Genomic DNA, 24,343 nt, shown 5'->3' with positions numbered 1-24,343 from the left:
TGAGTGTTCAGATGGTGCAATTAGAACATGTAACGAAAGAGTTTGATGAAGCAAATGTAGTGGATGATATCAATCTAGATATTCGAGCTGGGGAGTTTTTAACTTTGCTAGGTCCGTCTGGATGTGGGAAGACAACAACACTTCGTATGATTGCTGGTTTTGAAAAACCAACATCAGGAAAGATTCTACTTAATGGCAAGCAAGTCGATGACATGGAGCCATACAAACGAGAAGTTAATACAGTGTTTCAAAGCTATTCTTTATTTCCACATATGAATGTATACGATAATGTGGCATTCGGATTAAAGATGAAAAAAGTAGGTAAAGACGAAATAAGAGAGCGTGTGACAAAGGCACTGAAGCTTGTTCAATTAGAGGAATACGGTAATCGTAAACCGAAGCAACTAAGTGGTGGACAGCAACAACGAATCGCCATTGCCCGTGCTATCGTGAACAATCCCAAGGTCCTTCTATTGGATGAACCACTAGGAGCACTCGACTTAAAACTACGTAAACAAATGCAGTTGGAATTAAAACACCTCCAACAAACATTGGGCATTACGTTTATCTATGTAACCCACGATCAGGAAGAAGCATTAACGATGTCTGACAGAATCGTGGTCATGAATAAAGGAAAAATCGAGCAGATCGGTCTGCCTCGTGAAATATATGAAAATCCAACAACACGATTTGTGGCTGACTTTATTGGTCAAACCAATATCATCGAAGGGACAGTCACCGCGATCAATGGTGACAAGGCTACCATGGAATTCTCAGGTCAAACGATTGAAATCCCGAATAGCCAGAATGTCGCACTAAACGAAGAAGCATTTATTTCGGTACGACCGGAAAAGATGAAGGCTAGCGCAGTTCCGTTTGAAGGGACTATCAATCTAAAAGGTACCTTTAAAGAGAGAATTTATGTTGGATCAGTGACGAAAATAGTAGTCACCATGCCAAATGGGAAAGAGCTTACGATTCATGAATCCCATGATAATATCGAGGAATTAACCAATACTAATGATGTGTATGTAAGCTGGAATCCGAAAAATACGGTAGTTCTAAAAAAATAATATAAAAAAATGGATTGGAGATGGGAAGTATTGAAAAAGTTTCTTGTATTTGCACTTTTAAGTATGTTAATCGTTTTTCTAGCAGCATGTGGTTCTGATAATGAGGACGCGGATAACGCTGGTGGAGATAAGGAATTAAGTGATGAGCTGATCGTTTTTAACTGGAGTGAATATATTCCACAGGAAGTACTAGATGGTTTTGAAGATGAGTTCGGGGTAGATGTTGTGTACTCTACATACAACTCAAACCATGAAATGCTTACAAAAGTTCAAAGTGGTACTGTTGCTTATGATTTAGTTTTTCCATCTGACTATTATGTAAAGCAGATGGCTGATAATGACTTGCTATTAGAAATTGATTTTGATAGCATTCCAAACTACGAAAATATCGGGGATGCATGGCATAACCTACCTTTTGATCCTGACAATAAATACTCTGTTCCATTTATGGGTGGATATGACGGGATTGCTTATAATAAAGAATTCGTAAAAGAAGCGCCTACTAGCTGGGAAGACCTTTGGAATCCTGAATATGCTGGAAAAGTTCTTTTACTAGAAGAATCAAAAGAAATATCCAATATGCTTCAACAATTATTAGGAAATGATATGAATGATCCTACTGAAGAACAACTTCAAGAAGGATTCGATAAACTGAAAGAGTTAGTACCAAATGTATTAGCATTTGATGGAACACCATCTGACCGCTTAGTTAGCGGGGAAGCTTGGATTGCACATGGTTATTCTGGTGCAGCTGCAACAGCTTGGTTAGAAAATGAGAATATTGACTTTGTACTACCTGAAGAGGGTGGTGTTGCTTGGATGGATATGATGGTTATTCCTAAAACATCCAAGAACAAGTACACTGCCGAAGTATTTATTGACTACCTGCTTCGCCCAGAGGTAAGTAAACAATTATCTGAATTCATTCCTTATGGAAATCCGAATGAAGAAGCAGTGAAAATTTTACCAGACAATATTAAAAACAGCCCTGGCTTAAACTTCCCTGAAGAAGTGATTAAGCGTGCTGAGTGGAACCTTCCACTTGATGCAGACCGTACACAATTAATGAACCGTTTGTTCCAAGAAACAAAGGTTGAATAGTTAAATGTTAGGGGGACAGTCCCTCACCACGTTAAAGCGTTTTTGTGCTAGAACGATGATGGACTGTCCCTATCAGTATTCTTAAGAAGGTAGGTGGAAAATGATGAGACCTAGAACGAAGAAGATTTTGTTTTCGTTTTCCCTACTCGTCTTTTTATTCTTTTATATTCCTATTATATTCGTCGTTATATTCTCATTTAATGATTCTAAGCTTGGTACTGTATGGACGGGATTCACACTGGAATGGTACGGATCCATTCTGCAAAATAAACAATTGATAAGCGCTACGATGAACAGTATTTACTTAGCGGTTATTACAACGATTATCTCAACGATTTTAGGAACGCTCGCAGCACTAGCACTGCATCGTTACACATTTATTGGGAAAAAGTCAGTGGAGTTTCTATTCTATATACCCGTGGTAATTCCGGATATCGTTGTTGCGGTTGCGTTGCTTGCGATTTATGGATTGTTGAATATGTCACTGGGGCTAAATACGGCTGTCCCAGGGCATGTGGCAATTACGATTTCGTATGTGATGTTGGTTGTGCTTGCTAGATTGTCATCGTTTGATAATTCATTGGAGGAAGCGGCTAAGGATCTAGGAGCAAATGAGTGGCAAACGTTCTGGAAGGTTACATTCCCATTGATTTTCCCAGGGGTTCTTGCTGGAGCACTTCTAGCATTTACAATTTCACTTGATGAGTTTGTTATTTCATTCTTTACCTTGGGGCCTGGAGATAATACCCTTCCAGTACTCGTTTACTCAATGGTTCGTCTAGGAGTATCACCAGAAGTTAACGTACTTTCTACTATTATAATAGCGATTATGTTTATTGTAGTATTTGTGGTTGGATTGAGGATGCGAAAAGGGGGAGAAGCGAAATGAGAAGAAGTTTTAAGAAAGCTTATTTATTGTTATCCCCAAGTTTATTCTGGCTTACGCTTTTCTTAGTCATTCCGGTTCTCTTTATTGCGGTGATTAGTTTTACAACGAATGGTGACTTTGGCGCAATTATTTACGAGTTTAGTACAGAAGCCTATACGTCAGCATTCAGTTCATTGTATGCGAAAGTAATATGGCAGTCAGTATGGTGGGCATTTGTTGCAACATTGGTTTGTTTGGTTATTGCTTATCCATTTGCGTATTTCATTGCTAATGCTGGTAAATGGAAGAACATATTGTTGTTATTAGTGATGGTACCGTTTTGGACCAACTTACTGATTCGTTTGTATGCTTGGATTATTTTATTAAATAATCAGGGTGTCGTAAATAACTTCTTAATGGACCTTGGCTTTATCGAGGAACCATTGCAGTTGATGTATTCTCCTGGTGGAGTTATCCTAGGCCTTGTATACGGGTTCCTTCCATTTATGATATTGCCGATATATTCTTCTATTGAACAGTTGGATAAAACGTATTTGGATGCTGCAGAGGATTTAGGGGCAGGACCGGTGAGGACTTTCTTAAATGTAACGCTACCTTTGACTTTCCCTGGAATTCTTGCAGGATTTATTATTACGTTTGTCCCGGCTATTAGTGTGTTCGTTGTGACAGACTTGTTCACAGGTGGAAAACTGTTGATGGTTGGTAATGTGATTCGGGATGCATTCTTAGTGGAGATGAATTGGCAGCTTGGTGCGGCACTTTCACTTCTACTTATGATATTGGTGCTATTGTCGTTGATGATCTTTATGAGATTTACTAGTCGGAAGGATCGGAAGTTATTAGTTTAATATTATAGATGAAAAGCGTGCTTCGGCATGCTTTTTTTTGTTGGCGAAATTTAAATAATGAAAAATATTAATACTTTCTTATCAAATTTTGTCGAATTATGGAAATATTTATAGTATAATGGCACTAAATAAATAGGTTTTACCGAAAATGGCAAACTTACTGAAAGGTAAGGACGCAAAGCCAAGGGCCTAAAGCACTATTGTTATGGCAGCCTAGCTACCGAAGAAAACTGGGACTGGAGTTTAATGGAGGACCATTTCTTTGGTTCTCCCTTTTTTGTTGCGAGGACCTAACTTTTCGGATACCACCTTTGGGGATAGGAGGTGCAAGATTTGGATTACAAGGTATGGGTATATATTCTTATTGGAATTATTCTTGTAGTAATTTTGTCCTTATATTTAATAATGAAGCGATCTTTTAGAAAAAATGAAAAAGAACCAGTAGTTAGTAGTGAAAAAAGAGAAACTCCTAAATATCCTTCCTTTACAGGGGTAAATCTTAGAGAAAACTTCCGAGTTAACTTGGAGGATGTTAACTGCTTTATTGAATTTCTAGATGTCGATAATGAGGAATTAAATCCTAAGTTCTTTAATGCAGAATTGAAGAATATTAGTCTTGGTGGAGTGAAATTTGTCTGTGAACATGAATATCCAATGACGGATGACTTGATGATTAAGGTCAGATTCTCTCTGAAGAATAGTATGTTTATCTTAAAAGGGAGAATTATTAGGAAGGAACTTTATACTGAAAGGGACATATTTGGTTATGGAGTGCAGTTTACAAATTTGTTTGATGAGGATCGGGAGTTGTTGTATCAGATTTTGAATCGGGTAATGGTTGATAGACGGCGGAAGTTGGTGTCTAATAGTTTGGTTGGTGAGGAGTCTATGGGGTAGTGCCATGGGCTTTTTTGATTTTAAAACTATTAAAAGGAGTCTTGATACATATTGCTTCTAAAAGATTAATTTTTTACCAAAAAGATTAAACTTCTTTTTTTTATGTCGATATAATAGGTACAACATCATAGATGTTAGTAAATGTTTTGGCCAAACATTTAAGAAGTGAGACACAAGGACGTGACTCACAAAAAGTACAATACATGGAGGTAAGGAAAATATGATTATCAATCACAATATTTCAGCACTTAACGCACACCGTCAATTAGGCGTTAACACTGGTGCAACTCAAAATTCTTTAGAAAAACTTTCTTCAGGTCTTCGTATTAACAAAGCAGGAGATGACGCTGCGGGTCTAGCAATCTCTGAAAAAATGCGTGGACAAATCCGCGGGTTAGAAATGGCTTCGAAGAATGCACAAGACGGAATTTCATTAATACAAACTGCTGAAGGTGCTTTAAATGAAACTCATGCAATTTTACAGCGTATGCGTGAACTCACTGTACAAGCTGGTAATACTGGTACTCAAGGTGGAGATGAATTAAAAGCTATTCAGGATGAAATTGACAATTTAGTTAATGAACTTGGGACCGCAAATGGAAATGGTATTGCTAATAGAACACAATTCAATGGAAAGAACTTACTTGATGGTTCAGCAGGAGCACTTACTTTCCAAATTGGAGCAAATGAAGGTCAACAATTAAGCATAACAATAAATGATATGCAAGCAAGTAATTTAGGAACAGCTGGTCATACAGTAAATTCTATTGACGTCGAGCTATTCTCAACTACTGCTGGTTTTGATAACGCAACAACAGGCTTCGATGCATCATTGAAATCAATTGATGCGGCTATCAAATCTGTATCATCTGAAAGGTCTTCATTGGGAGCGGTACAAAACCGCCTAGAACATACCATTAATAACCTAGGTGCATCTTCAGAAAACCTAACAGCTGCAGAATCACGTATCCGTGACGTGGATTATGACTTAGCTGCTGCTTAAGCAGTAACAGTCACAGTCGTCCTAACTGGTAACGGTTAGCGATTACGACCGGGTGAATTGCTGGGAAATCCTTAGAGCTTTGTTCCCCACAACGCAGCTGGAAACGGCAGACGTGAAGGGTTTAAAAGAAGGAAGATTGGATAATCAGCAGCCAAGCGCCTGTGGTGAAAACCTGGCGAAGGTTCAACGACTAGAATAGACCACCTAATGCAAAATGCTATGGTGATGAAATTCGTAGGTGCAAGATGAAGCCGCAAATTCATCTGAATCCGAAGTGCCCGGCCCTTACTAGAAAACTAGAGGGTGAAGATATAGTCTAGTCATTTATGAAAGTAAATGTTCGCACGATGGCAAAAGAAATGATGGAATTCACAAAGAATAACATCTTAACTCAAGCGGCTCAAAGTATGTTGGCTCAAGCAAATCAACAACCTCAAGGAGTTTTACAACTTCTTCGTTAATAAAGTAAAGAGTTTCCCATAAATGTGGAAACTCTTTTTTTCTTTAAACGAAGTATTAATAAATAAAAAATATTGTCGATATAAGTGGTATACATCATGATGATGTATATATGTTTTGGCCAAACATTTATCAGCTAGGTAATAACTCCGAAATGAGTTGTTATAGTGTGGGACACAAGGATGTGACTCACGAAAAAAATTACATTACATGGAGGTAAGGAAATTATGATAATCAATCACAATATTTCTGCATTAAATGCACACCGTCAATTAGGTGTTAACACAGGTGCAACTCAAAACTCTTTAGAAAAACTTTCTTCAGGTCTTCGTATCAACAAAGCTGGAGATGACGCAGCAGGTCTAGCAATCTCTGAAAAAATGCGTGGACAAATTCGTGGATTAGAAATGGCTTCTAAAAATGCTCAAGACGGTATTTCGCTTATCCAAACTGCAGAAGGGGCTTTAAATGAAACTCATGCAATTTTACAACGTATGCGTGAATTGACTGTGCAAGCAGGTAATACAGGAACACAGGAAGCTGAAGATTTATCGGCTATTCAGGATGAATTAGATTCGTTAGTTGAGGAACTTGGTGGAGTTTCTGATGGTAGTTCGGGGATATCTGACAGAACACAGTTTAATGGAAAAGACTTATTAACTGGTGACTTTGCTAGTGGGACTGCCAATTTAGTATTCCAAATAGGTGCTAATGACGGACAACAACTAGAAATTAATATTGATAATATGTCTGCTTCAGCGCTATTTGGAGTGACTGGGGCAGCTGCAGACGGAACTGCTACTAAAGCTGAAATAAAAGCTGTAATAGATGTTACTGCGTTTGTAGATGGTAATGGTGCACCTGTAGCAGATGCTTTTGATGATCAATTAACTCTTATAGATGGAGCAATTACTAAGGTATCTGAGCAAAGATCATCGTTAGGAGCAGTACAAAACCGCCTAGAACATACCATTAATAACCTAGGTGCTTCTGCTGAAAACCTAACAGCTGCAGAATCACGTATCCGTGACGTGGATTATGACTTAGCTGCTGCTTAAGCAGTAACAGTCACAGTCGTCCTAACTGGTAACGGTTAGCGATTACGACCGGGTGAATTGCTGGGAAATCCTTAGAGCTTTGTTCCCCACAACGCAGCTGGAAACGGCAGACGTGAAGGGTTTAAAAGAAGGAAGATTGGATAATCAGCAGCCAAGCGCCTGTGGTGAAAACCTGGCGAAGGTTCAACGACTAGAATAGACCACCTAATGCAAAATGCTATGGTGATGAAATTCGTAGGTGCAAGATGAAGCCGCAAATTCATCTGAATCCGAAGTGCCCGGCCCTTACTAGAAAACTAGAGGGTGAAGATATAGTCTAGTCATTTATGAAAGTAAATGTTCGCACGATGGCGAAAGAAATGATGGAATTCACAAAGAATAACATCTTAACTCAAGCGGCTCAAAGTATGTTGGCTCAAGCAAATCAACAACCTCAAGGAGTTTTACAACTTCTTCGTTAATAAAGTAAAGAGTTTCCCATAAATGTGGAAACTCTTTTTTCTTTAAACGAAGTATTAATAAATAAAAAATATTGTCGATATAAGTGGTATACATCATGATGATGTATATATGTTTTGGCCAAACATTTATCAGCTAGGTAATAACTCCGAAATGAGTTGTTATAGTGTGGGACACAAGGATGTGACTCACGAAAAAAATTACATTACATGGAGGTAAGGAAATTATGATAATCAATCACAATATTTCTGCATTAAATGCACACCGTCAATTAGGTGTTAACACAGGTGCAACTCAAAACTCTTTAGAAAAACTTTCTTCAGGTCTTCGTATCAACAAAGCTGGAGATGACGCAGCAGGTCTAGCAATCTCTGAAAAAATGCGTGGACAAATTCGTGGATTAGAAATGGCTTCTAAAAATGCTCAAGACGGTATTTCGCTTATCCAAACTGCAGAAGGCGCTTTAAATGAAACTCATGCAATTTTACAACGTATGCGCGAATTAACTGTTCAGGCTGGTAATACAGGAACACAAGATGTAGATGATTTACAAGCTATACAGGATGAGGTAGACGCTTTAAAAGAGGAATTAGGTGGTATGGGTACTAGTAGTGGTATTTCAGATCGTACACAGTTTAATGGTAAGACTTTACTAAATGGTACGTTCGGAACTGCGGGTACACCTGGTACCGATGGAACAACTGATATTACTACTGCTGTTTCCCTTACTTTCCAAATAGGAGCAAATGAAAAGCAACAAATGTCAATTAATATTGATAATATGAGTGCAGTTGCACTAGGAGTATCCGATATTGCATTTGTTGACGATACTGTTGATCCTCCTGTAGCCGATGTTGATTTTAATGCAGACATTCAATTAATCGATACGGCTATTGAGAAGGTTTCATCACAACGATCATCATTAGGAGCAGTACAAAACCGCCTAGAACATACAATTAACAACCTAGGTGCATCTTCAGAAAACCTAACAGCTGCAGAATCACGTATCCGTGACGTGGATTATGACTTAGCTGCTGCTTAAGCAGTAACAGTCACAGTCGTCCTAACTGGTAACGGTTAGCGATTACTACCGGGTGAATTGCTGGAAAACCCTTAGAGCTTGTCTCACCACAACGTAGCTGGAAACAGCAACCGTGAAGGTTTGAAAAAAGGCAAGATTGGGCAATCAGCAGCCAAGCTCCTACGAGGAAACTCTGGAGAAGGTTCAACGACTAGAATAGACCACCTAAAGCGTAATGCAATGGTGATGAAATTCGTAGGTGCAAGATGAAGCCGCACATTCATCGGAATCCGAAGTGCCCGGCCCTTACTAGATAGCTAGAGGGTGAAGATATAGTCTGGTCATTTATGAAAGTAAATGTTCGCACGATGGCGAAAGAAATGATGGAATTCACAAAGAATAACATCTTAACTCAAGCAGCTCAAAGTATGTTGGCTCAAGCAAATCAACAGCCACAAGGAGTATTACAATTACTTCGTTAATTAATTTATTAATATATTATTTTTGTTGAATTCTCCCATATTTATATTGATTGATTCGAATGAAAATTGTACGAAAATAAATTAAATTAGTATTTTTTTGGCCAAGCATATAATAACGAATTTTTAAATAATAATTTTTTAGAGTTGTTATAGAAGCGAGACATAGGGATGTGACTCGCAAAAGAAATTACATGGAGGTAATATATAATGATTATCAATCACAATATTTCAGCACTTAACGCACACCGTCAACTTGGTGCAAATCAAGGCGCAACACAAAATTCTTTAGAAAAGCTATCTTCTGGACTTCGTATCAATAAAGCTGGGGATGACGCTGCGGGTCTAGCTATCTCTGAAAAAATGCGTGGGCAAATCCGTGGATTAGAGATGGCTTCTAAAAATGCTCAAGATGGCATTTCTTTAATCCAAACAGCTGAAGGTGCTTTAAATGAAACTCATGCTATCCTTCAAAGAATGCGTGAATTAACTGTTCAAGCTGGTAATACTGGTACTCAAGGCGATGATGAACTTAGCGCTATCCAAAATGAAATCGATGAATTAGTAAAAGAATTAGGAACTACTGATGGTAATGGTATTGCAAACCGTACACAATTTAACGGTAAGGAATTACTTGATGGAACGGCAACTGATTTAACCTTCCAAATTGGAGCTAATGAAAGTCAACAATTAACTCTTAATATTGGTAACATGCAAGCAAGTGCATTGGGATCTGCTACGATTAAGATGTCTGATATTGATGTTGAGGACTTTGCAAATAAAACATTTGATAATCAATTAATTGCAATTGATGAAGCTATCAAATCTGTATCATCTGAAAGGTCTTCATTAGGAGCAGTACAAAACCGCCTAGAACATACAATTAACAACCTAGGTGCATCTTCAGAAAACCTAACAGCTGCAGAATCACGTATCCGTGACGTGGATTATGACTTAGCTGCTGCTTAAGCAGTGACAGTCACAGTCGTCCTAACTGGTAACGGTTAGCGATTACGACCGGGTGAATTGCTGGAAAACCCTTAGAGCTTGTCTTACCACAACGTAGCTGGAAACAGCAACCGTGAAGGTTTGAAAAAAGACAAGATTGGGCAATCAGCAGCCAAGCTCCTACGAGGAAACTCTGGAGAAGGTTCAACGACTAGAATAGACCACCTAAAGCATAATGCAATGGTGATGAAATTCGTAGGTGAAAGGTGAAGCCGCATATTCATCTGAATCCGAAGTGCCCGGCCCTTACTAGATAACTAGAGGGTGAAGATATAGTCTGGTCATTTATGAAAGTAAATGTTCGCACGATGGCGAAAGAAATGATGGAGTTCACTAAGAACAACATTCTTCAACAAGCGGCTCAAAGCATGTTAGCGCAAGCTAACCAACAACCGCAAGGAGTTCTACAACTTCTTCGTTAATTTTATTCAGTTAGAAAGGCTCTAGTTTCTCTAGGGTCTTTTCTTTTTTTATATTTAAGTGAGAGGACTTACTAGATTATTAGCATTCCGAATTCTTAAGAAAAATACATAAAAAAGCTAGCTGACTATATGTAAGTCCAGTAGTTTCATAAAGAAATTGGAGATTACTAGAGACTTTACTCGATAAAACTATCTGATAACCTCTTAAACTAATTAATGAATGAGATAATACAGGGGTCAACCATTTATCATAAAACTTTCCATTTTTATAGTCTAGAATAAGTGAATTAAGACTACTCAGTAAAAGATTTATTTCTTTTGTGGGTGATGTAAACTGCGTTGTTTCAGGCAGATATAGAGTGGATCTTCTACTAGGTAATTCATGTATGAAATCGCACCTGGTCGGTAATTTTCTCCACATACTATTATGCATATAAGGTGAAACAAAAGATAGGAAATGTAATATCTGGAATTGATCATATAAAATAATACGATTCTGCTTATCACCTCGAAATTGTAAATTGTAGCGGTCCTTTAAGAACTCTATAAGCCATATATTTTCTTGTTTTGTAAAACCCTCAGTTGAGAGAATAACTTTTTGAGGTTTATTATTATGTGTTTTAAGGTGACCATCGTCCATATACCACCATGCTAGGGTTTCTTCATTAAAGAAATGATTAAGCAGATTATTTGGAATCACTTTTTGGCCGTTGTTATACCATTCTGTGCGTAGATAAGTGTTAATTGGCGAAGTTCTTGATTGGACTGAATATGCAAGACTAAAACCTTTCTTTAGTCTGGGGTCTATGGTCTTTTTAAATTTAGGTGGATTTAATGGAATATATTCTTTTAACATATTATAACTATATTTGCTCCAGCCAATATCAGTTGATGTATGGGTAAATTGAAATCTTGGTTTCCTCCCTTTCTGTATGGTAATACTACCATCTCCAAGCAACTTTCCAATGATTCTTGCTTTGAAAGAATTATCAGTATCTAGCCATTCCTTATCCATGAATAAATCTCCTCCCAACTAACAGAACGTATGTTTGTTTCGTTCTAGTATAACACATAAAAAATATTTGTATTAAAAAATTTATATTACTTACCTTTATTGACTACTTAAAAGGATTTACTTTATATCATTTATAAATTTCCTCTCAACTTATCCCGAATTCGTACGATATATATAATAGGTCTAAAGTTACAACCACATAACAGACAAAGGCAAACTTACTGAAAGGTAAGGACGCAAAGCCATGGATCTAAGGTTTTTACACTATGATTGCCAGGCTACCAATGATAGATATGGATATCTAATTGGCTATTCTTTCGTAAGGATAGGCTTTTTTTATTTTAAATTGGAGGTTTACACATGGATAAATCATCACTAATCGGAATTATATTGGGGATTCTTGCCGTTGGAGTTGGAATGGTGTTAAAAGGTGTTGGGCTCGGTGCACTTATCAACCCAGCTGCTATTATCATTATCTTAGTTGGAACTGTAGCATCTGTTATGATTGCATTCCCAACTAGCACATTGAAAAAAATTCCAGCACTTTTTAGAATTCTATTCACTGATAAACAAGAACAAAGTGTAGAAGACTTAATTCATCAGTTCTCAGACATGGCTGACATTGCACGTAAAGAGGGAATTCTATCTTTGGAGCCTAAAATAGAAAGCATGAATGATCCATTTTTAGCATCCGGAATTCAGCTTGCAGTAGATGGGCAGACTCCGGAGTTCATTCGCGATGTTATGTTAGAAAAAATTGAAGCAATGGAAAGCCGCCATCAAGAGGGCGCAGCAATTTTCTCACAAGCTGGTACATATGCTCCGACACTTGGAGTGCTTGGTGCGGTTATTGGGTTAATTGCGGCACTTGCTGATATGGCTGATATTACGGCATTAGGAAAAGCAATTTCTGCTGCCTTTGTCGCGACATTACTCGGTATCTTTACTGGTTATGTGTTATGGCATCCATTTGCAAACAAGTTAAGACAAAAGTCTAAAAAAGAAGTAGAAATCAAGGAAATCATTATCGAAGGTGTTGTTTCCATCACAGCAGGGGAGTCTGCAAAGGTTGTGCAGGACAAGCTTGGTTCTTATTTAACTACTAAAGAATTGGAACGCTTGAAGGAACAAGAAAATGCGTAAAAATAGGCGCAAAAAAGAAGACCATCATGTTGATGAATCATGGTTACTCCCCTATTCTGATTTATTAACCTTGCTCGTGGCTTTATTTATTGTCCTATTTGCAATGAGTGAGATTGATGTTCAAAAGTATGAAGAAATGTCGGCGTTTTTTAAGAGTGAATTTTCAAGTGGAGATAAAGGGATTATGGAACACCCCATACCAGTTCCTGAAGTAGAAGAACAAGAAAACGAAGAAAAAGAGAAAAAAGAAAAGCCGGATAAGGGGCAAGAGGAATTATTAAATTTACAGGAGCTCCAAAAGAAAATTAATAACTATATTGCTAAAAATAATCTTACTGAATCCCTAGAAACGAAATTGTCCGACGAAGGGTTAATGATTTCTATTAAGAATGATATTTCCTTTGACCCGGGAACTGCTGAAGTGAATGATGAAGGAAGTGAAATTGCGAGTGAGATATCAAAACTTCTCATTACCGACCCGCCACATCAAATTATAATCAGTGGGCATACAGATGATGTGCCACAGAATAGTGCAAGGTTCGGTTCAAATTGGGAACTAAGTGTTATGCGAGCAGTTAATTTCATGAGTTTAGTTTTAGAGAACGACAGGCTAGATCCGGCTAAATTCAGTGCTAAAGGATTTGGAGAACATCAACCTATCGTACCAAATGATAGTGATGCGAATCGATCGAAAAACCGACGTGTGGAAGTATTGATTCTACCAAACTACGATATCGGAAACCATATAGACTAGAATACAACAAAGAGGGGAACATAATGAAAAATTTACTTAATTTTAGAACAATACGTGCGAAATTGTTACTAGCATTTTCGTTCGTCATGATTTTAGTTATTTTATTTTCTGCTTTTACACTATACTCATTAGATAAAATGAACAAAAATGCGGAGGAAATGATCAATAAACAAATACCGTTACTGATTGCTGATGAGGAAATTACCTTTGACATGGCAAATCGAGCTGGGTTATTGAGAGCTTACTTTTTATATGAAGAAAATAAGTACAGAACGTTATTTGAAGAACAAACAGAAAACAGTATTGCATTAGAAAATCAACTACTAGAAATAAGTGATTCTGAAAAAACGAAAGAATTAATCGATAAAAAATTCCAATGGGGCACTTTAACAGATGAAGCATTTGCAGCGTATGATCGTGGAGATACGGGTGCCTTGGAAATGATTTTGGCAGACCAGATGGGGCCGTTAGAAGATGAGATTATTAATGGTTTCTCAGAAAATGCCAAACATCGTGAAGAAATTATTAACGAAATGGGACAATCAATAATTGAAAATGGACTGTCGACCGTTAGAGTTAGCTTTTATCTAAGCATCGCCGTAATTGCCCTAGGGATTTTCCTATCATTCTTCTCAGCTAACCTAATGACGAAATCCATTCATAAAGTATTGGCAAAAATGAAGGCAATTGCAGCTGGTGATCTAAGCCAAGAGCCAATTCAAACAAAAGACCGTGATGAAATTGCACAACTAGTGCATGCCTCTAATGAAATGAATGACAGTATCCGTCAATTATTAAATGAGATTCAAGATGTGTCAGAAACCGTATCCAGCCAATCTGAGGAGCTTACGCAGTCTGCAAGTGAAGTTCGTACAGGTGCAGAACAAATCGCGATGACGATGGAAGAACTGGCTACAGGTACAGAAACTCAAGCAAATAGCGCAGGAGACCTATCATCCGCAATGAGTTCTTTTACAGGTAAAACACAAGAGGCAAATGATAGTGGCGATCAAATTGTTAACGATTCAAATGATGTATTACGTTTAACAAACGAAGGTAGTAATTTAATGAAAACATCCACAACGCAAATGCGGAAGATTGATCAAATTGTCCAAGATGCTGTAGGTAAAGTGGAAGGGCTTGATTCCCATACTAAGAAGATTACGAACCTAGTATCGGTTATAAGGGATATCGCAGATCAAACTAATTTACTTGCTTTAAATGCAGCCATTGAAGCTGCAAGAGCTGGGGAGCATGGTAAAGGATTTGCAGTCGTGGCAGATGAAGTTAGAAAGCTGGCAGAACAAGTATCCTTATCTGTTAATGATATTACTGGAATTGTAACTAGTATCCAACGGGAATCTAGCAATGTCACGGAATCCCTTCAAGAGGGGTATAAAGAAGTCCAAATCGGTACAGAGAAAATTGAATCAACCGATGAAACGTTTACTCATATCAGTACTGCCGTTTCCAATATGGTGAAAAACATTCAAACAATTACAAGCAATCTTTCTAGTATTGCGGCAAGTAGCCAGGAAATGAATAGTTCCATTGAAGAGATTGCAGCAATTTCAGAAGAATCCGCTGCAGGAGTGGAACAAACATCAGCATCAGCACAACAAGTGAGTGGATCCATGGAAGAAGTTGCTGGAAGTTCAGAACAATTGGCTAAATTGGCAGAAGAGTTAAATGGATTAGTAGCAAAATTTAAGTTGTAAATATAGTATACGATCAATAGAATTTGGCTGTCTTCCTTCGTTACCATATTTTGTTGTAATCTATATTATGTATTTTTAGTTGCTTTTTTTACTAGATATGGTTTACTATAGTCTATAGGAAAAAAGTTATATAACAAACAAATTGATAAAGGCAAACTATCTGAAAGGGTAGGACGCAAAGCTAAGGGTCTAAGGTTTAATAAAACTATGATCGCCTGGTTGCCAAAATGGATTGAATTATTTTGGCTATTCTATTATAGAATAGCCATTTTCTATGGGATAATTCATATTGGCGATTTCTACCATTAAGACAAAGAAAAAAACGATGGGATGGGAGAATCTGCTATGACTGAGATTATACTTATTAAGGAAAAAGATTTAGTACGTGATATTATAGTGGAAAAACTGGAAGAAAATTTACCAGAAAATACATGGAATGCTTTAGATTCAACTGAATTCAATGCACTAGAAAATAAGATTACTAGTAACTTGGTAATTATAGACTTAAATACCAAAATTGACATCATAGAAACAATTGAGAACTTCTTAGAAAATAATGTCCGTGTTGCAGTATGGACGTCAGAAATCGATAGTCCTTTATTACGGGAACTTTTCCGATACGGTCTTCATGGTTACTTTTTTAATGGGATGGAATTAAGTGAACTAATACTTGCAACCAAGATGATGCTTAATGATCAACAGTACATCCATCCGAAGCTTTCAACCGTTCTATTGAATGATTATGTAAAATTAACAAGCAAAGAGCCAAACAGACCAGCAGGAATTCTAACTGAGCAAGAATGGAATGTGTTGGAGGAGCTGGGCAGAGGTTTAAATAATGGAAGTATAGCGAAAGAGCTTTACATTTCAACTAGAACCGTAAATAATCATGTAAGTTCTATCTTGAAAAAATTACATGTGTCAGACCGTACCAATGCTGTAATAAAGGCCATTAAAAATAATTGGATTACATTATAAAATTAGAGGGTTTAGACTTATTGTGAGTTAATTTCACAGTAGGCTAAACCCTTTTTAATTTATTGAAATAGCATTGTAGAAAATTTTACCTATGTCCTAATACTCAGAAAATACTAAATAAACTGTTGAATTTTCATTAAAAACAAGTATACTTATAGTAAGCTTCTAAAATTTCGTTCATGACATACACACGTACTTTCATAGTTGAAAACGTTACCATGGGAGCTAAATCTACATATAAAAGGGGTATGTACATGAGAAAACTGAGGGTAATAGGTTTTATTGGAATTTTATTGAGTATGGTCCTAGTTCTTGTAGCTTGTGGTGGAGAGGCGAAGAATATTGCAATTGGACCGGCTGGAAGTGCGACAAATACAGTCTCCAAGCTTATCTTAGATGCATATGGTATTGAAGATTACAATGCCTATGAAGAAGGATTTGGAGATGCTGCAGATGGCGTACAGGATGGAAATATTGATATTTCGATTGGGATTCTAGGGTTACCTGCTGCGAGTATTTCTAACTTACAAGCATCAGCAGGTGATGTAAAGATGCTTAGCCTTTCGAAAGATGCCATTGCACATATTGAGAAAAATAGTGCCTACAGAGAATTTATTATCCCGAAAGAGTCTTATGATTTCCTAGAGGAAGATGTGACGACTGTTACAGCATATGCCATTCTAATGGGGAATACGGATACGATTAGTGAAGAGTTAGGCTATGAATTAGCAAAGGTTATGATTGAGAATTCTAGCGAGATTAGCCATGCACAAGGTGCGCAAATGACACTTGATAATGCATTAAATGGATTAGAAGATTTACCAATCCATCCAGGAGCAGCTAAGTATTATCAAGAACAAGGATTAGAATTCGATAATCCGATAGCTGAATTAAATGTCTCCGAACAACCATCTGAATTAGTATTAGGAACTGGTAGCTCCGGTGGAACTTACTACCCACTAGGGGGAGAAATGGCAACCGTTTGGAATAATAATATTGATGGAATAAACGTAACGAATAGAGAAACAAGTGCATCATTAGAAAACCTAGCAGCAATGCGTGATGGCAATATGGACTTAGGAATGACAGTTCATGGACCAGCAATCGACGCTGTAAATGGTGAGGGAGACTTCGATGCACCAATTGAAAACGTTGCATTCATCGGTCATATCTACCCAGAAATCATCCAAATCGTTACACGAGAAGCAACAGGTATTGAAAGCTTTGATGATTTAGCGAAATAAGTTGTTTGTCAATACGAAAGGGGTCTTTTTAAAAGGAGATCCCTTTCTTTCTAATGAAACATGATAGGATGTGGTTGGATGAAAGAAAATCATGAAAACAAGCACGTTCCAAACGAGCAAATTGATGCCAAAGAGATACTAGAAAAATACGACAAAGAAAGTAATTTTCGCATAAAGCTTGGTAAATGGGCATGGGTAGTAACATTCTTGGGTGTTTCACTAACCGTCTTTCATTTATATACTGCTTTCACTAGTGTTCTACCCTCACAACAACAAGGAGCCATTCACTTAGGTACGGCACTTGGAATTATCTTTTTATTATTTCCGGCAAAGAAGGGGTTACAAAAAAAGCAAAGGACCGTTCCATGGTACGATGTTCTCTTAGCTTTTGTTGCCATGTATGCAGGTTACCACAAGATTATCTTTTATGATGACCTTACACTAGCAACTATAAACGGCTACACCACTCTAGATGTTATCGTATCTATTATCGGTATCTTATTATTGCTAGAAGCTACACGTCGTACGGTTGGGGTTCCAATTGTAATTGTAGCAAGTATTATGATTCTGTATACGATATTTGGAAATTTAATTCCTACAAAGGTGTTATCCCACGCAGGGTTTGCAGTGAATGATATGTCTACGAATCTATGGTTCCGTAGTAGTGGTGTTTTTGGAACACCGATCCAAATATCCGCAAAGTTCATTTTCCTCTTCCTATTCTTTGGCGTTATTCTGGTGCACACGAAGATCGGGCAATTCTTTAATGACCTTGCATTATCTCTAACCGGAAGATACACAGGAGGTACGGCGAAGACCGCTGTAGTTGCAAGTGCAATGACTGGTATGGTCTCAGGAAGCTCTGTAGGTAACACGGTATCATCAGGTTCATTTACGATACCAATGATGAAAAAGTCTGGGTTTAAACCAGAGTTCGCGGCTGCAACGGAAGCTTCAGCCTCTACTGGGGGCCAAATCATGCCACCGCTCATGGGAGCAGCAGCATTTATCATGATGGAATACCTTTCAGTAGATTATTCAACCATTATGTTAGCAGCGATCATACCGGCAATTCTTTACTTTACTGGTATTTTCATTGGAACACACTTTGAAGCCAAGAAACTTAAAATTCATGGACTACCAAAATCAGAGCTTCCAAGTTTCCGAAAATTAATGATGAAAAATGGATTCATGCTTCTCCCATTAATCATTATTGTCGGCACCATATTAGCAGGCTTTACCCCACAACGTGCAGCATTAATGGGAGTTGTTTCTGCATTTCTAATTAGTTTTATTCGTAGAGAAACACGAATGAATCTCAGACAAATTGTTGAGGTTTTTGAGCAAGGTGCGCGAGTTGCACTTCCGGTTATTGCTGCCTGTGCGACTGCAGGTATTATAGCTGGTGTTGTTAGTATTACAGGATTGGGTACGAAATTCGCAGCTGGTATTATTGCGTTATCAGGTGGAATCTTACCATTTGCTTTGTTCTTTACGATGATTGCTTGTATTATACTTGGCATGGGATTACCAACAACAGCAAACTATGTTGTAACAGCAACCATTGCTGCGCCAGTTCTTATCAATGAATTTGGTGTTGCAGCAATCGCAGCCCATATGTTTGTTTTCTACTTCGGAATTGTAGCTGATATTACACCACCAGTTTGCTTAGCAGCTTATGCTGGTGCAGGTATAGCCAGGGCGAATCCATTTAAGTCTGGAGTAACGGCTGTCAAACTCGCCATAGCTGCCTTTATCATTCCGTATATATTTATCTTTAATCCAATATTAGTGCTGGTTGATGTGACACCATTGAAGTTGATTTTTGCACTGACTACCTCACTAATAGGAATGATAGCGGTAAGTAGTGCAGTAATTGGTTTCCTAGTTCGTAATTCAAGAATTTGGGAACGTCTTGTCTTATTTGTAGGTGGATTATTAATGATATATCCAGAATTAGTCACAACTGTTATTGGAGTTGTGATGATGGGGGCTATTTGGTTCATCCAAAAACAACGTATTGATGATGGTGGTGAAATGGAGTTAAGAGCTACGGTATAAAATAATGGGACGAAGAGAATCTTGCTCCTCGTCCCTTTTTGTTGATAAAATAGTTTTAAAAACACCTCTACTGACTTCAGTAAGAAGTGTGTTGAATAAGCTAGCCTACAATGCGCTCAGAGAATATTTATCTCTCAAGATGTTTTTCCGCAATTGCTTTCTTCATCAAATTATCAACTTCAGTTACAAGGTACCCCTTTTTACCAGCCAATCTTTCTTTTTCAACTGAAACTAATTTTCCTCTTAGATTTATCATTTTTTCACCACGATTGGAAGATTCAATGTTCATATAACTAGCTCCCTTCACCATTTTTAGTTAAATAAATAGGTTCACCGGATTCTATACATAGCATAGAGATTCCATTGTTATTATTACGGAGTGAAGTCGGTGGTTTAAAATACATAACTACTTCCAAAGTAGTACTATATTACGTTGTATCTATAACTCTACTATTTGTATTAATGTAAATCAACTCAATGTCAAATCTAAATTTTTAATGGAACGAAATGCATTTTTTCAATGTCTAATAAGCAGAAGTATTTACAAAGTTGGCCAACTTTTGTAGTAAAATGAAATGCGAGAGGAGGGAGCATATGTCTATATTTAAACCTGATAACAAAAGAATAGACGAGCAGACCTTTGAGACCTTGGTAGTTAGTGAACAGAAAAAGTTATATAGAATTGCGTATACATACGTAAAGAATGAACAAACTGCCTTAGATATAGTTCAGGAAACGATCATTAAAGCGTACAAAGCTTTTCATAAATTAAAAGATATTAGTGTGTTTTCTACTTGGATAACAAGAATTCTAATTAATACCTCCCTCGATTATATAAAACGTTCAATTGATGTTATTCCATTGGATGTTGAATGGTATCGAACAGGAAATAATGAGGAAAACAATGCCATTATGTCAATGGACTTAGCTTCAGCATTTGAAAATTTACGACCTAATCAAAAGACAATACTTTTACTTCGCTTTTATTATGGATATTCTATTCCAGAAATTGCTGAAATAATAGGAAAACCTGAGGGGACAGTAAAATCCCAATTACATAGAACACTCCAAGTCCTCAGGAAAAAGTTAACGAATGGAGGAGATGTTTATGGAAAAGCTTCGACATGAGATTAATAGTATGGTAGATAACATTCCTATCCCTGATATAAAGCTAGATGAGACCGTTCAGGCTGCTTTAATCAAGGCTAAAAAACAGGGAAAACAAACCATGTTTAGAAAACAAAATATAATTGCAAGTCTTGCATCGGTATTTGTAGTGGCTTTCGGAATAATGTTGTTACAATCTTTTCAGGAAACGGCGAGCGGAGATATTGGAAATAAAAGTATTCTATACCAGCAAGGTGATGTAGGACTACAAAGAATGGTGATAGAGGGGCATACTCAAGCACTTGGATTGGAAGTGGAAAATGAAGGGTTAAAAATAATACTAGAAGAGAGTTATGTAGATAATCATCAAATGGCTGTTTCCTTTCGATTGGAAACAGAAGCTGCGATAGAATCCTTACCCAAACTTACGCAAATTGCATATGAGTTGTTTGTGGATGGGAAGCCCCAAGGTGAGGGAATTAGTCTTTTTGATACGAAAGAATTATTAGCAAATGGAGGTAGGTTTACTTTTGAACATACAAAAGAGATCGAAGCACATTCAGAATTAATGCTTCAAATAACAGAAATTAATGGTGTACAAGAAGAATGGAGCTTTATATTTGATTCGGAAAAACAAACAGAATATCTTGTGATTAAGGACATACCTAGTAAAAAGGATGACCAAGGAAATTCGTTCGATATGAAAAATGTGGAAATGACTCCAACTACGTTAAAATTTATTGTAAGTACTGATTTATTAGTTGATAAATCTATAAGTGGTAATAAAACGTTTCAGATTGAAGTAATTGGAATTGGTGAAGATGGTGAAATGTTTCTACCAGAGTCGGTTAGTATATCAAGTTATCTTGATCCAAAAGTGGGTTATAATCGAGTTGAAAGGTTTTATGATTCGATTAAAGTTTCACGAGACGTAAACGTTTATTCTTATAAGATCATTCCCTATATCGTAACCCTGCAAGGAGTAGAAGTTAAAGAGGAGCATGGTGAAGGATTCATTGCAAATGAACATACCACGCCATTTAAAGAAGGAGAAATAATTGGATCCAATGAGGAATTTAGGGTTGAGAATATTAAACATGAGAAAGATGCTACAATTGTAACTTATGAAACGAACGTCTTAATACCTAATTTTCCAAGTATAGTAAATAAAGAAAAAGATGAGTATACTTATGCAGTTTCATTTAAGAATAATGGAGACAAGGTAGAAGTTACGTATCCTAAAGTATCAGTAAATAGTAAAACTAAATTCTTATTGTATGAAGCAAGTTATCAAGTCTTTCCGGAGTTGGAGACACGAATAGATCTGAAGTAATCGTTTGAAGATGTGGATGAGTATGCTCCGCATCTTCTTTTTTAATGCTATGAAGAAGCATGATAGGATTAAGTAAAGTGAACACTCCAATTCTTTATTTTGCTTTGCATACAATGTCAGCATGAAATGATTTATAAAGTCACCCTATTCCTCACTTCAGCGGCAAAACCAGCATGAAAAGATTCATAGTCTCCTCCCATACTTCATTTCACCTGGAAATTCAGCATGAAAAGATTCATAGCGTCCTTCTATTCATCATTTCACCCGTAAATTTAGAATGAAAAGATTCATAGCGTCCTTCTATTCATCATTTGACCCATAAACACAGTATGAAAAGATTCATAGAGTCCTTCTATTCATCATTTGACCCATAAACACAGTATGAAAAGATTCATAGCGTCCTCCAATTCATCATTTCACCCGTAAACTCAGTATGAAAAGATTCATAGAGTCCTTCTATTCATCATTTCACCCGTAAACTCAGCATGAAAAGATTCATAGCACCCTCCAATTCATCATTTCACCGGCAAAATCAGTGTGAAAAGATTCATAGCACCCTCCAATTCATCATTTCACCCACAAATTCAGTATGAAAAGACTCATAGCGCACTCCTATTCATCATTTCAACCCCAATCTCAACACTGAATGATGTATAGAACACTCCCATTCATCACTTCAACCCAAATCCCAACGCCAAATGATATATAGCCCAAAAGTATGACATCTCAAACTACTAATTCGACAAGATTAGATTATTTCCGAGGAAATAATAGGATAAAAGTAATCATGAATTCGTATTAAAAAGCCTTCACACCCATCATAAGAAGGTTCAAAGTAGTCTGATTTCCCCAATTACCTAACTGCCCAAACAACGAATACTAACATTTTCCCTCCCGACCTGAGTTATGCTATAGTTATGTCAGTAAGCATTCGGAAGGGGCAACAGCTTTGGGGTTAGATCAACATGTAGACAAAGAAAATCAATTACATAAATTTTTATTAATATCAGGAATTATACTGATAGCATTTAACCTTCGACCTGCAATTACGTCTGTTGGTCCATTAATGAGTACGATTCGGGATGATATTGGATTATCGAATTGGAGTGTTGGGTTGTTAACCAGCTTACCTTTGATTGCCTTTGCAATTATGTCTCCAATTGCAGCAAAACTTGGTAATCGGTTTACGAATGAGCGGGTGATGTTATGGGGATTGTTTTTCCTTTTAATTGGAATTTCGGTTCGCTCGATATCGATGATGATTTTGTTGTTTGCTGGAACGTTATTGGTGGGTATTGGGATTGCGATTTGTAATGTTCTTTTGCCTGGAGTAATTAAAGATAAGTTTCCATTAAAAGTAGGATTAATGACAAGCGTGTATTCTACAGCGATGAATATTTTTGCTGCGACGGCATCTGGTGTTAGTGTTCCACTTGCTAGTGGATTGGGGTTAGGGTGGCAACTTGCCTTATTTGTCTGGATAACGCCGGCCATACTTGGTATAGTCGTTTGGGTACTTGTGATCAATAAGAATAAGTCAACTGCTAAAGAGACACCATTCTTAACGAATCATAATACAAATCTTTGGCGTTCTGCATTAGCATGGCAAATAGCTTTATATATGGGATTACAGTCATTTTTATTTTATGTGACGGTCTCCTGGTTGCCTGAGATTCTACATTCAACAGGAATGAGTATGGAGTCGGCAGGGTGGATGTTATCTTTCACCCAGTTTATTGGGTTACCAGCGAGCTTCATTGTTCCCATGTTAGCTGGGAAGTTCGCTTCTCAACGGCTGATAGTTATTGCGCTAGGAGTGTGTTCCGTTTTAGGATTTAGTGGGTTATTACTAGGTACCTCACCTGTCATGTTGTTTATTAGTATTACGCTTATCGGATTAGCTCTAAGTGGAACTTTTGCCTTGGCGCTCACATTCTTGGGATTACGTGCAAGAGATGCAAAGCAAGCTGCTGCACTATCTGGTATGGCTCAAGCTCTTGGTTATATCCTGGCAGCTGTGGGACCAATGTTTATCGGATTTTTATATGATGTGACACATGCTTGGACAGTTCCGTTAATCACGGTAATTATTGTAGCGATATTAGTTGTACTGTTTGGTTTAGGAGCAGGTAGAAATAAATTAGTTGGTAGTGTAAAAAGTTCTATGAAAAGCCCATAAAAATAAAATACCCACACTTTTGATGGTGGAAATCTTACCGCCATCGCTCTTGACAAACACGACAATGGTTTACGGGTGTGGTGTCAAGGGCGAA

Annotated in this window: 22 protein-coding genes, 4 pseudogenes and 3 riboswitches; of the genes and pseudogenes, 24 read left to right on the top strand and 2 right to left on the bottom strand. The window is 37.3% G+C overall.

Features of this window, described 5'->3' with window-relative positions; genetic code table 11:
• The first annotated feature begins 11 nt into the window (after positions 1–11).
• The 15 genes and pseudogenes from BN999_RS18205 to BN999_RS18145 all read left to right on the top strand — a co-directional run.
• The gene (locus tag BN999_RS18205; protein ID WP_255247538.1) at positions 12–1,073 is read left to right on the top strand and encodes an ABC transporter ATP-binding protein; all 1,062 of its coding nucleotides are present in this window, start codon (positions 12–14) and stop codon (positions 1,071–1,073) included.
• Positions 1,074–1,082: 9 nt separating this feature from the next.
• On the top strand, positions 1,083–2,174 hold the full coding sequence (locus BN999_RS18200) for an ABC transporter substrate-binding protein (RefSeq protein ID WP_255247522.1): 1,092 nt from the start codon (positions 1,083–1,085) through the stop codon (positions 2,172–2,174).
• Positions 2,175–2,277: 103 nt separating this feature from the next.
• A complete protein-coding gene (locus tag BN999_RS18195; RefSeq protein ID WP_096273825.1) occupies positions 2,278–3,063 on the top strand; it encodes an ABC transporter permease in 786 nt (261 codons plus the stop codon).
• A complete protein-coding gene (locus BN999_RS18190) occupies positions 3,060–3,911 on the top strand; it encodes an ABC transporter permease (protein WP_096273823.1) in 852 nt (283 codons plus the stop codon). The genes BN999_RS18195 and BN999_RS18190 overlap by 4 nt, the downstream gene beginning before the upstream one ends.
• Positions 3,912–4,051: 140 nt before the next feature.
• A riboswitch (cyclic di-GMP riboswitch) is annotated at positions 4,052–4,136 on the top strand.
• A 108-nt stretch (positions 4,137–4,244) separates the two neighbouring features.
• Positions 4,245–4,808, top strand: a complete 564-nt coding sequence (locus tag BN999_RS18185; protein WP_096273821.1) for a PilZ domain-containing protein — start codon at positions 4,245–4,247, stop codon at positions 4,806–4,808.
• Positions 4,809–5,028: 220 nt separating this feature from the next.
• Entirely contained in the window at positions 5,029–5,811 is a 783-nt protein-coding gene (gene hag, locus BN999_RS18180; protein WP_096273819.1) for a flagellin Hag, read from the top strand.
• A gap of 347 nt (positions 5,812–6,158) precedes the next feature.
• Positions 6,159–6,272: pseudogene (locus tag BN999_RS18175) on the top strand (flagellin); the annotation flags it as partial.
• Positions 6,273–6,497: 225 nt separating this feature from the next.
• Positions 6,498–7,328, top strand: coding sequence for a flagellin Hag (gene hag, locus BN999_RS18170; RefSeq protein WP_096273817.1), 831 nt, complete (start codon positions 6,498–6,500; stop codon positions 7,326–7,328).
• A gap of 347 nt (positions 7,329–7,675) precedes the next feature.
• Positions 7,676–7,789: pseudogene (locus BN999_RS18165) on the top strand (flagellin); the annotation flags it as partial.
• A 224-nt stretch (positions 7,790–8,013) separates the two neighbouring features.
• A complete protein-coding gene (gene hag / locus BN999_RS18160; protein ID WP_096273813.1) occupies positions 8,014–8,829 on the top strand; it encodes a flagellin Hag in 816 nt (271 codons plus the stop codon).
• Between the two features lie 78 nt (positions 8,830–8,907).
• Positions 8,908–9,078: a hypothetical protein gene (locus BN999_RS20805; protein WP_176482035.1), complete on the top strand. Its 171-nt coding sequence runs from the start codon at positions 8,908–8,910 to the stop codon at positions 9,076–9,078.
• A gap of 98 nt (positions 9,079–9,176) precedes the next feature.
• Positions 9,177–9,290: pseudogene (locus BN999_RS18155) on the top strand (flagellin); the annotation flags it as partial.
• Between the two features lie 207 nt (positions 9,291–9,497).
• Positions 9,498–10,256, top strand: a complete 759-nt coding sequence (gene hag / locus BN999_RS18150; RefSeq protein ID WP_096273811.1) for a flagellin Hag — start codon at positions 9,498–9,500, stop codon at positions 10,254–10,256.
• Positions 10,257–10,334: 78 nt separating this feature from the next.
• Positions 10,335–10,505: a hypothetical protein gene (locus BN999_RS20800; RefSeq protein ID WP_176482034.1), complete on the top strand. Its 171-nt coding sequence runs from the start codon at positions 10,335–10,337 to the stop codon at positions 10,503–10,505.
• A 98-nt stretch (positions 10,506–10,603) separates the two neighbouring features.
• Positions 10,604–10,717: pseudogene (locus BN999_RS18145) on the top strand (flagellin); the annotation flags it as partial.
• 79 nt (positions 10,718–10,796) lie between these two features.
• Here the strand turns inward: BN999_RS18145 and BN999_RS18140 are convergent.
• Positions 10,797–11,732 (bottom strand): endonuclease, encoded by a 936-nt coding sequence (locus BN999_RS18140; RefSeq protein WP_096273809.1) that lies wholly within the window; start codon positions 11,730–11,732, stop codon positions 10,797–10,799.
• A 201-nt stretch (positions 11,733–11,933) separates the two neighbouring features.
• Positions 11,934–12,018, top strand: a riboswitch (cyclic di-GMP riboswitch).
• A 74-nt stretch (positions 12,019–12,092) separates the two neighbouring features.
• On the opposite strand from BN999_RS18140, the gene motA reads away from it, so the two are divergent.
• The 6 genes from motA to BN999_RS18110 all read left to right on the top strand — a co-directional run bounded on the left by motA (position 12,093) and on the right by BN999_RS18110 (position 19,630).
• The gene (gene motA / locus BN999_RS18135; RefSeq protein WP_096273808.1) at positions 12,093–12,875 is read left to right on the top strand and encodes a flagellar motor stator protein MotA; all 783 of its coding nucleotides are present in this window, start codon (positions 12,093–12,095) and stop codon (positions 12,873–12,875) included.
• Positions 12,868–13,629: a flagellar motor protein MotB gene (gene motB, locus BN999_RS18130; protein ID WP_096273806.1), complete on the top strand. Its 762-nt coding sequence runs from the start codon at positions 12,868–12,870 to the stop codon at positions 13,627–13,629. The genes motA and motB overlap by 8 nt, the downstream gene beginning before the upstream one ends.
• Positions 13,630–13,652: 23 nt before the next feature.
• Positions 13,653–15,347 carry a methyl-accepting chemotaxis protein gene (locus BN999_RS18125; RefSeq protein WP_096273804.1) on the top strand — a complete coding sequence of 565 codons (1,695 nt, stop codon included), beginning with the start codon at positions 13,653–13,655 and terminating at the stop codon, positions 15,345–15,347.
• Between the two features lie 140 nt (positions 15,348–15,487).
• A riboswitch (cyclic di-GMP riboswitch) is annotated at positions 15,488–15,574 on the top strand.
• Between the two features lie 118 nt (positions 15,575–15,692).
• Positions 15,693–16,325: a response regulator transcription factor gene (locus tag BN999_RS18120; RefSeq protein ID WP_176482033.1), complete on the top strand. Its 633-nt coding sequence runs from the start codon at positions 15,693–15,695 to the stop codon at positions 16,323–16,325.
• Between the two features lie 254 nt (positions 16,326–16,579).
• Positions 16,580–17,569 carry a TAXI family TRAP transporter solute-binding subunit gene (locus tag BN999_RS18115; RefSeq protein WP_255247521.1) on the top strand — a complete coding sequence of 330 codons (990 nt, stop codon included), beginning with the start codon at positions 16,580–16,582 and terminating at the stop codon, positions 17,567–17,569.
• A 78-nt stretch (positions 17,570–17,647) separates the two neighbouring features.
• On the top strand, positions 17,648–19,630 hold the full coding sequence (locus BN999_RS18110; RefSeq protein WP_096273798.1) for a TRAP transporter permease: 1,983 nt from the start codon (positions 17,648–17,650) through the stop codon (positions 19,628–19,630).
• A gap of 127 nt (positions 19,631–19,757) precedes the next feature.
• Here the strand turns inward: BN999_RS18110 and BN999_RS20915 are convergent, their stop codons facing one another.
• Entirely contained in the window at positions 19,758–19,919 is a 162-nt protein-coding gene (locus tag BN999_RS20915) for a hypothetical protein (RefSeq protein ID WP_217988502.1), read from the bottom strand.
• Between the two features lie 305 nt (positions 19,920–20,224).
• Between BN999_RS20915 and BN999_RS18100 the strand changes: the two genes are divergently transcribed.
• The 3 genes from BN999_RS18100 (at position 20,225) to BN999_RS18090 (ending at position 24,249) form a co-directional block, all read left to right on the top strand.
• Positions 20,225–20,758: a sigma-70 family RNA polymerase sigma factor gene (locus BN999_RS18100; protein ID WP_096273796.1), complete on the top strand. Its 534-nt coding sequence runs from the start codon at positions 20,225–20,227 to the stop codon at positions 20,756–20,758.
• On the top strand, positions 20,739–22,070 hold the full coding sequence (locus BN999_RS18095; protein ID WP_096273794.1) for a DUF4179 domain-containing protein: 1,332 nt from the start codon (positions 20,739–20,741) through the stop codon (positions 22,068–22,070). The genes BN999_RS18100 and BN999_RS18095 overlap by 20 nt, the downstream gene beginning before the upstream one ends.
• A 949-nt stretch (positions 22,071–23,019) precedes the next feature.
• Positions 23,020–24,249: a CynX/NimT family MFS transporter gene (locus tag BN999_RS18090; RefSeq protein ID WP_096273792.1), complete on the top strand. Its 1,230-nt coding sequence runs from the start codon at positions 23,020–23,022 to the stop codon at positions 24,247–24,249.
• Positions 24,250–24,343: the final 94 nt, after the last annotated feature.

This window comes from Paucisalibacillus globulus, assembly GCF_900184735.1.
Classification (GTDB): Bacteria; Bacillota; Bacilli; order Bacillales; family Amphibacillaceae; genus Ornithinibacillus; species Ornithinibacillus globulus_B.
The sequence above is the reverse complement of the archived record's forward strand: the minus strand, read 5'-3'. Positions and strand labels throughout refer to the sequence as shown.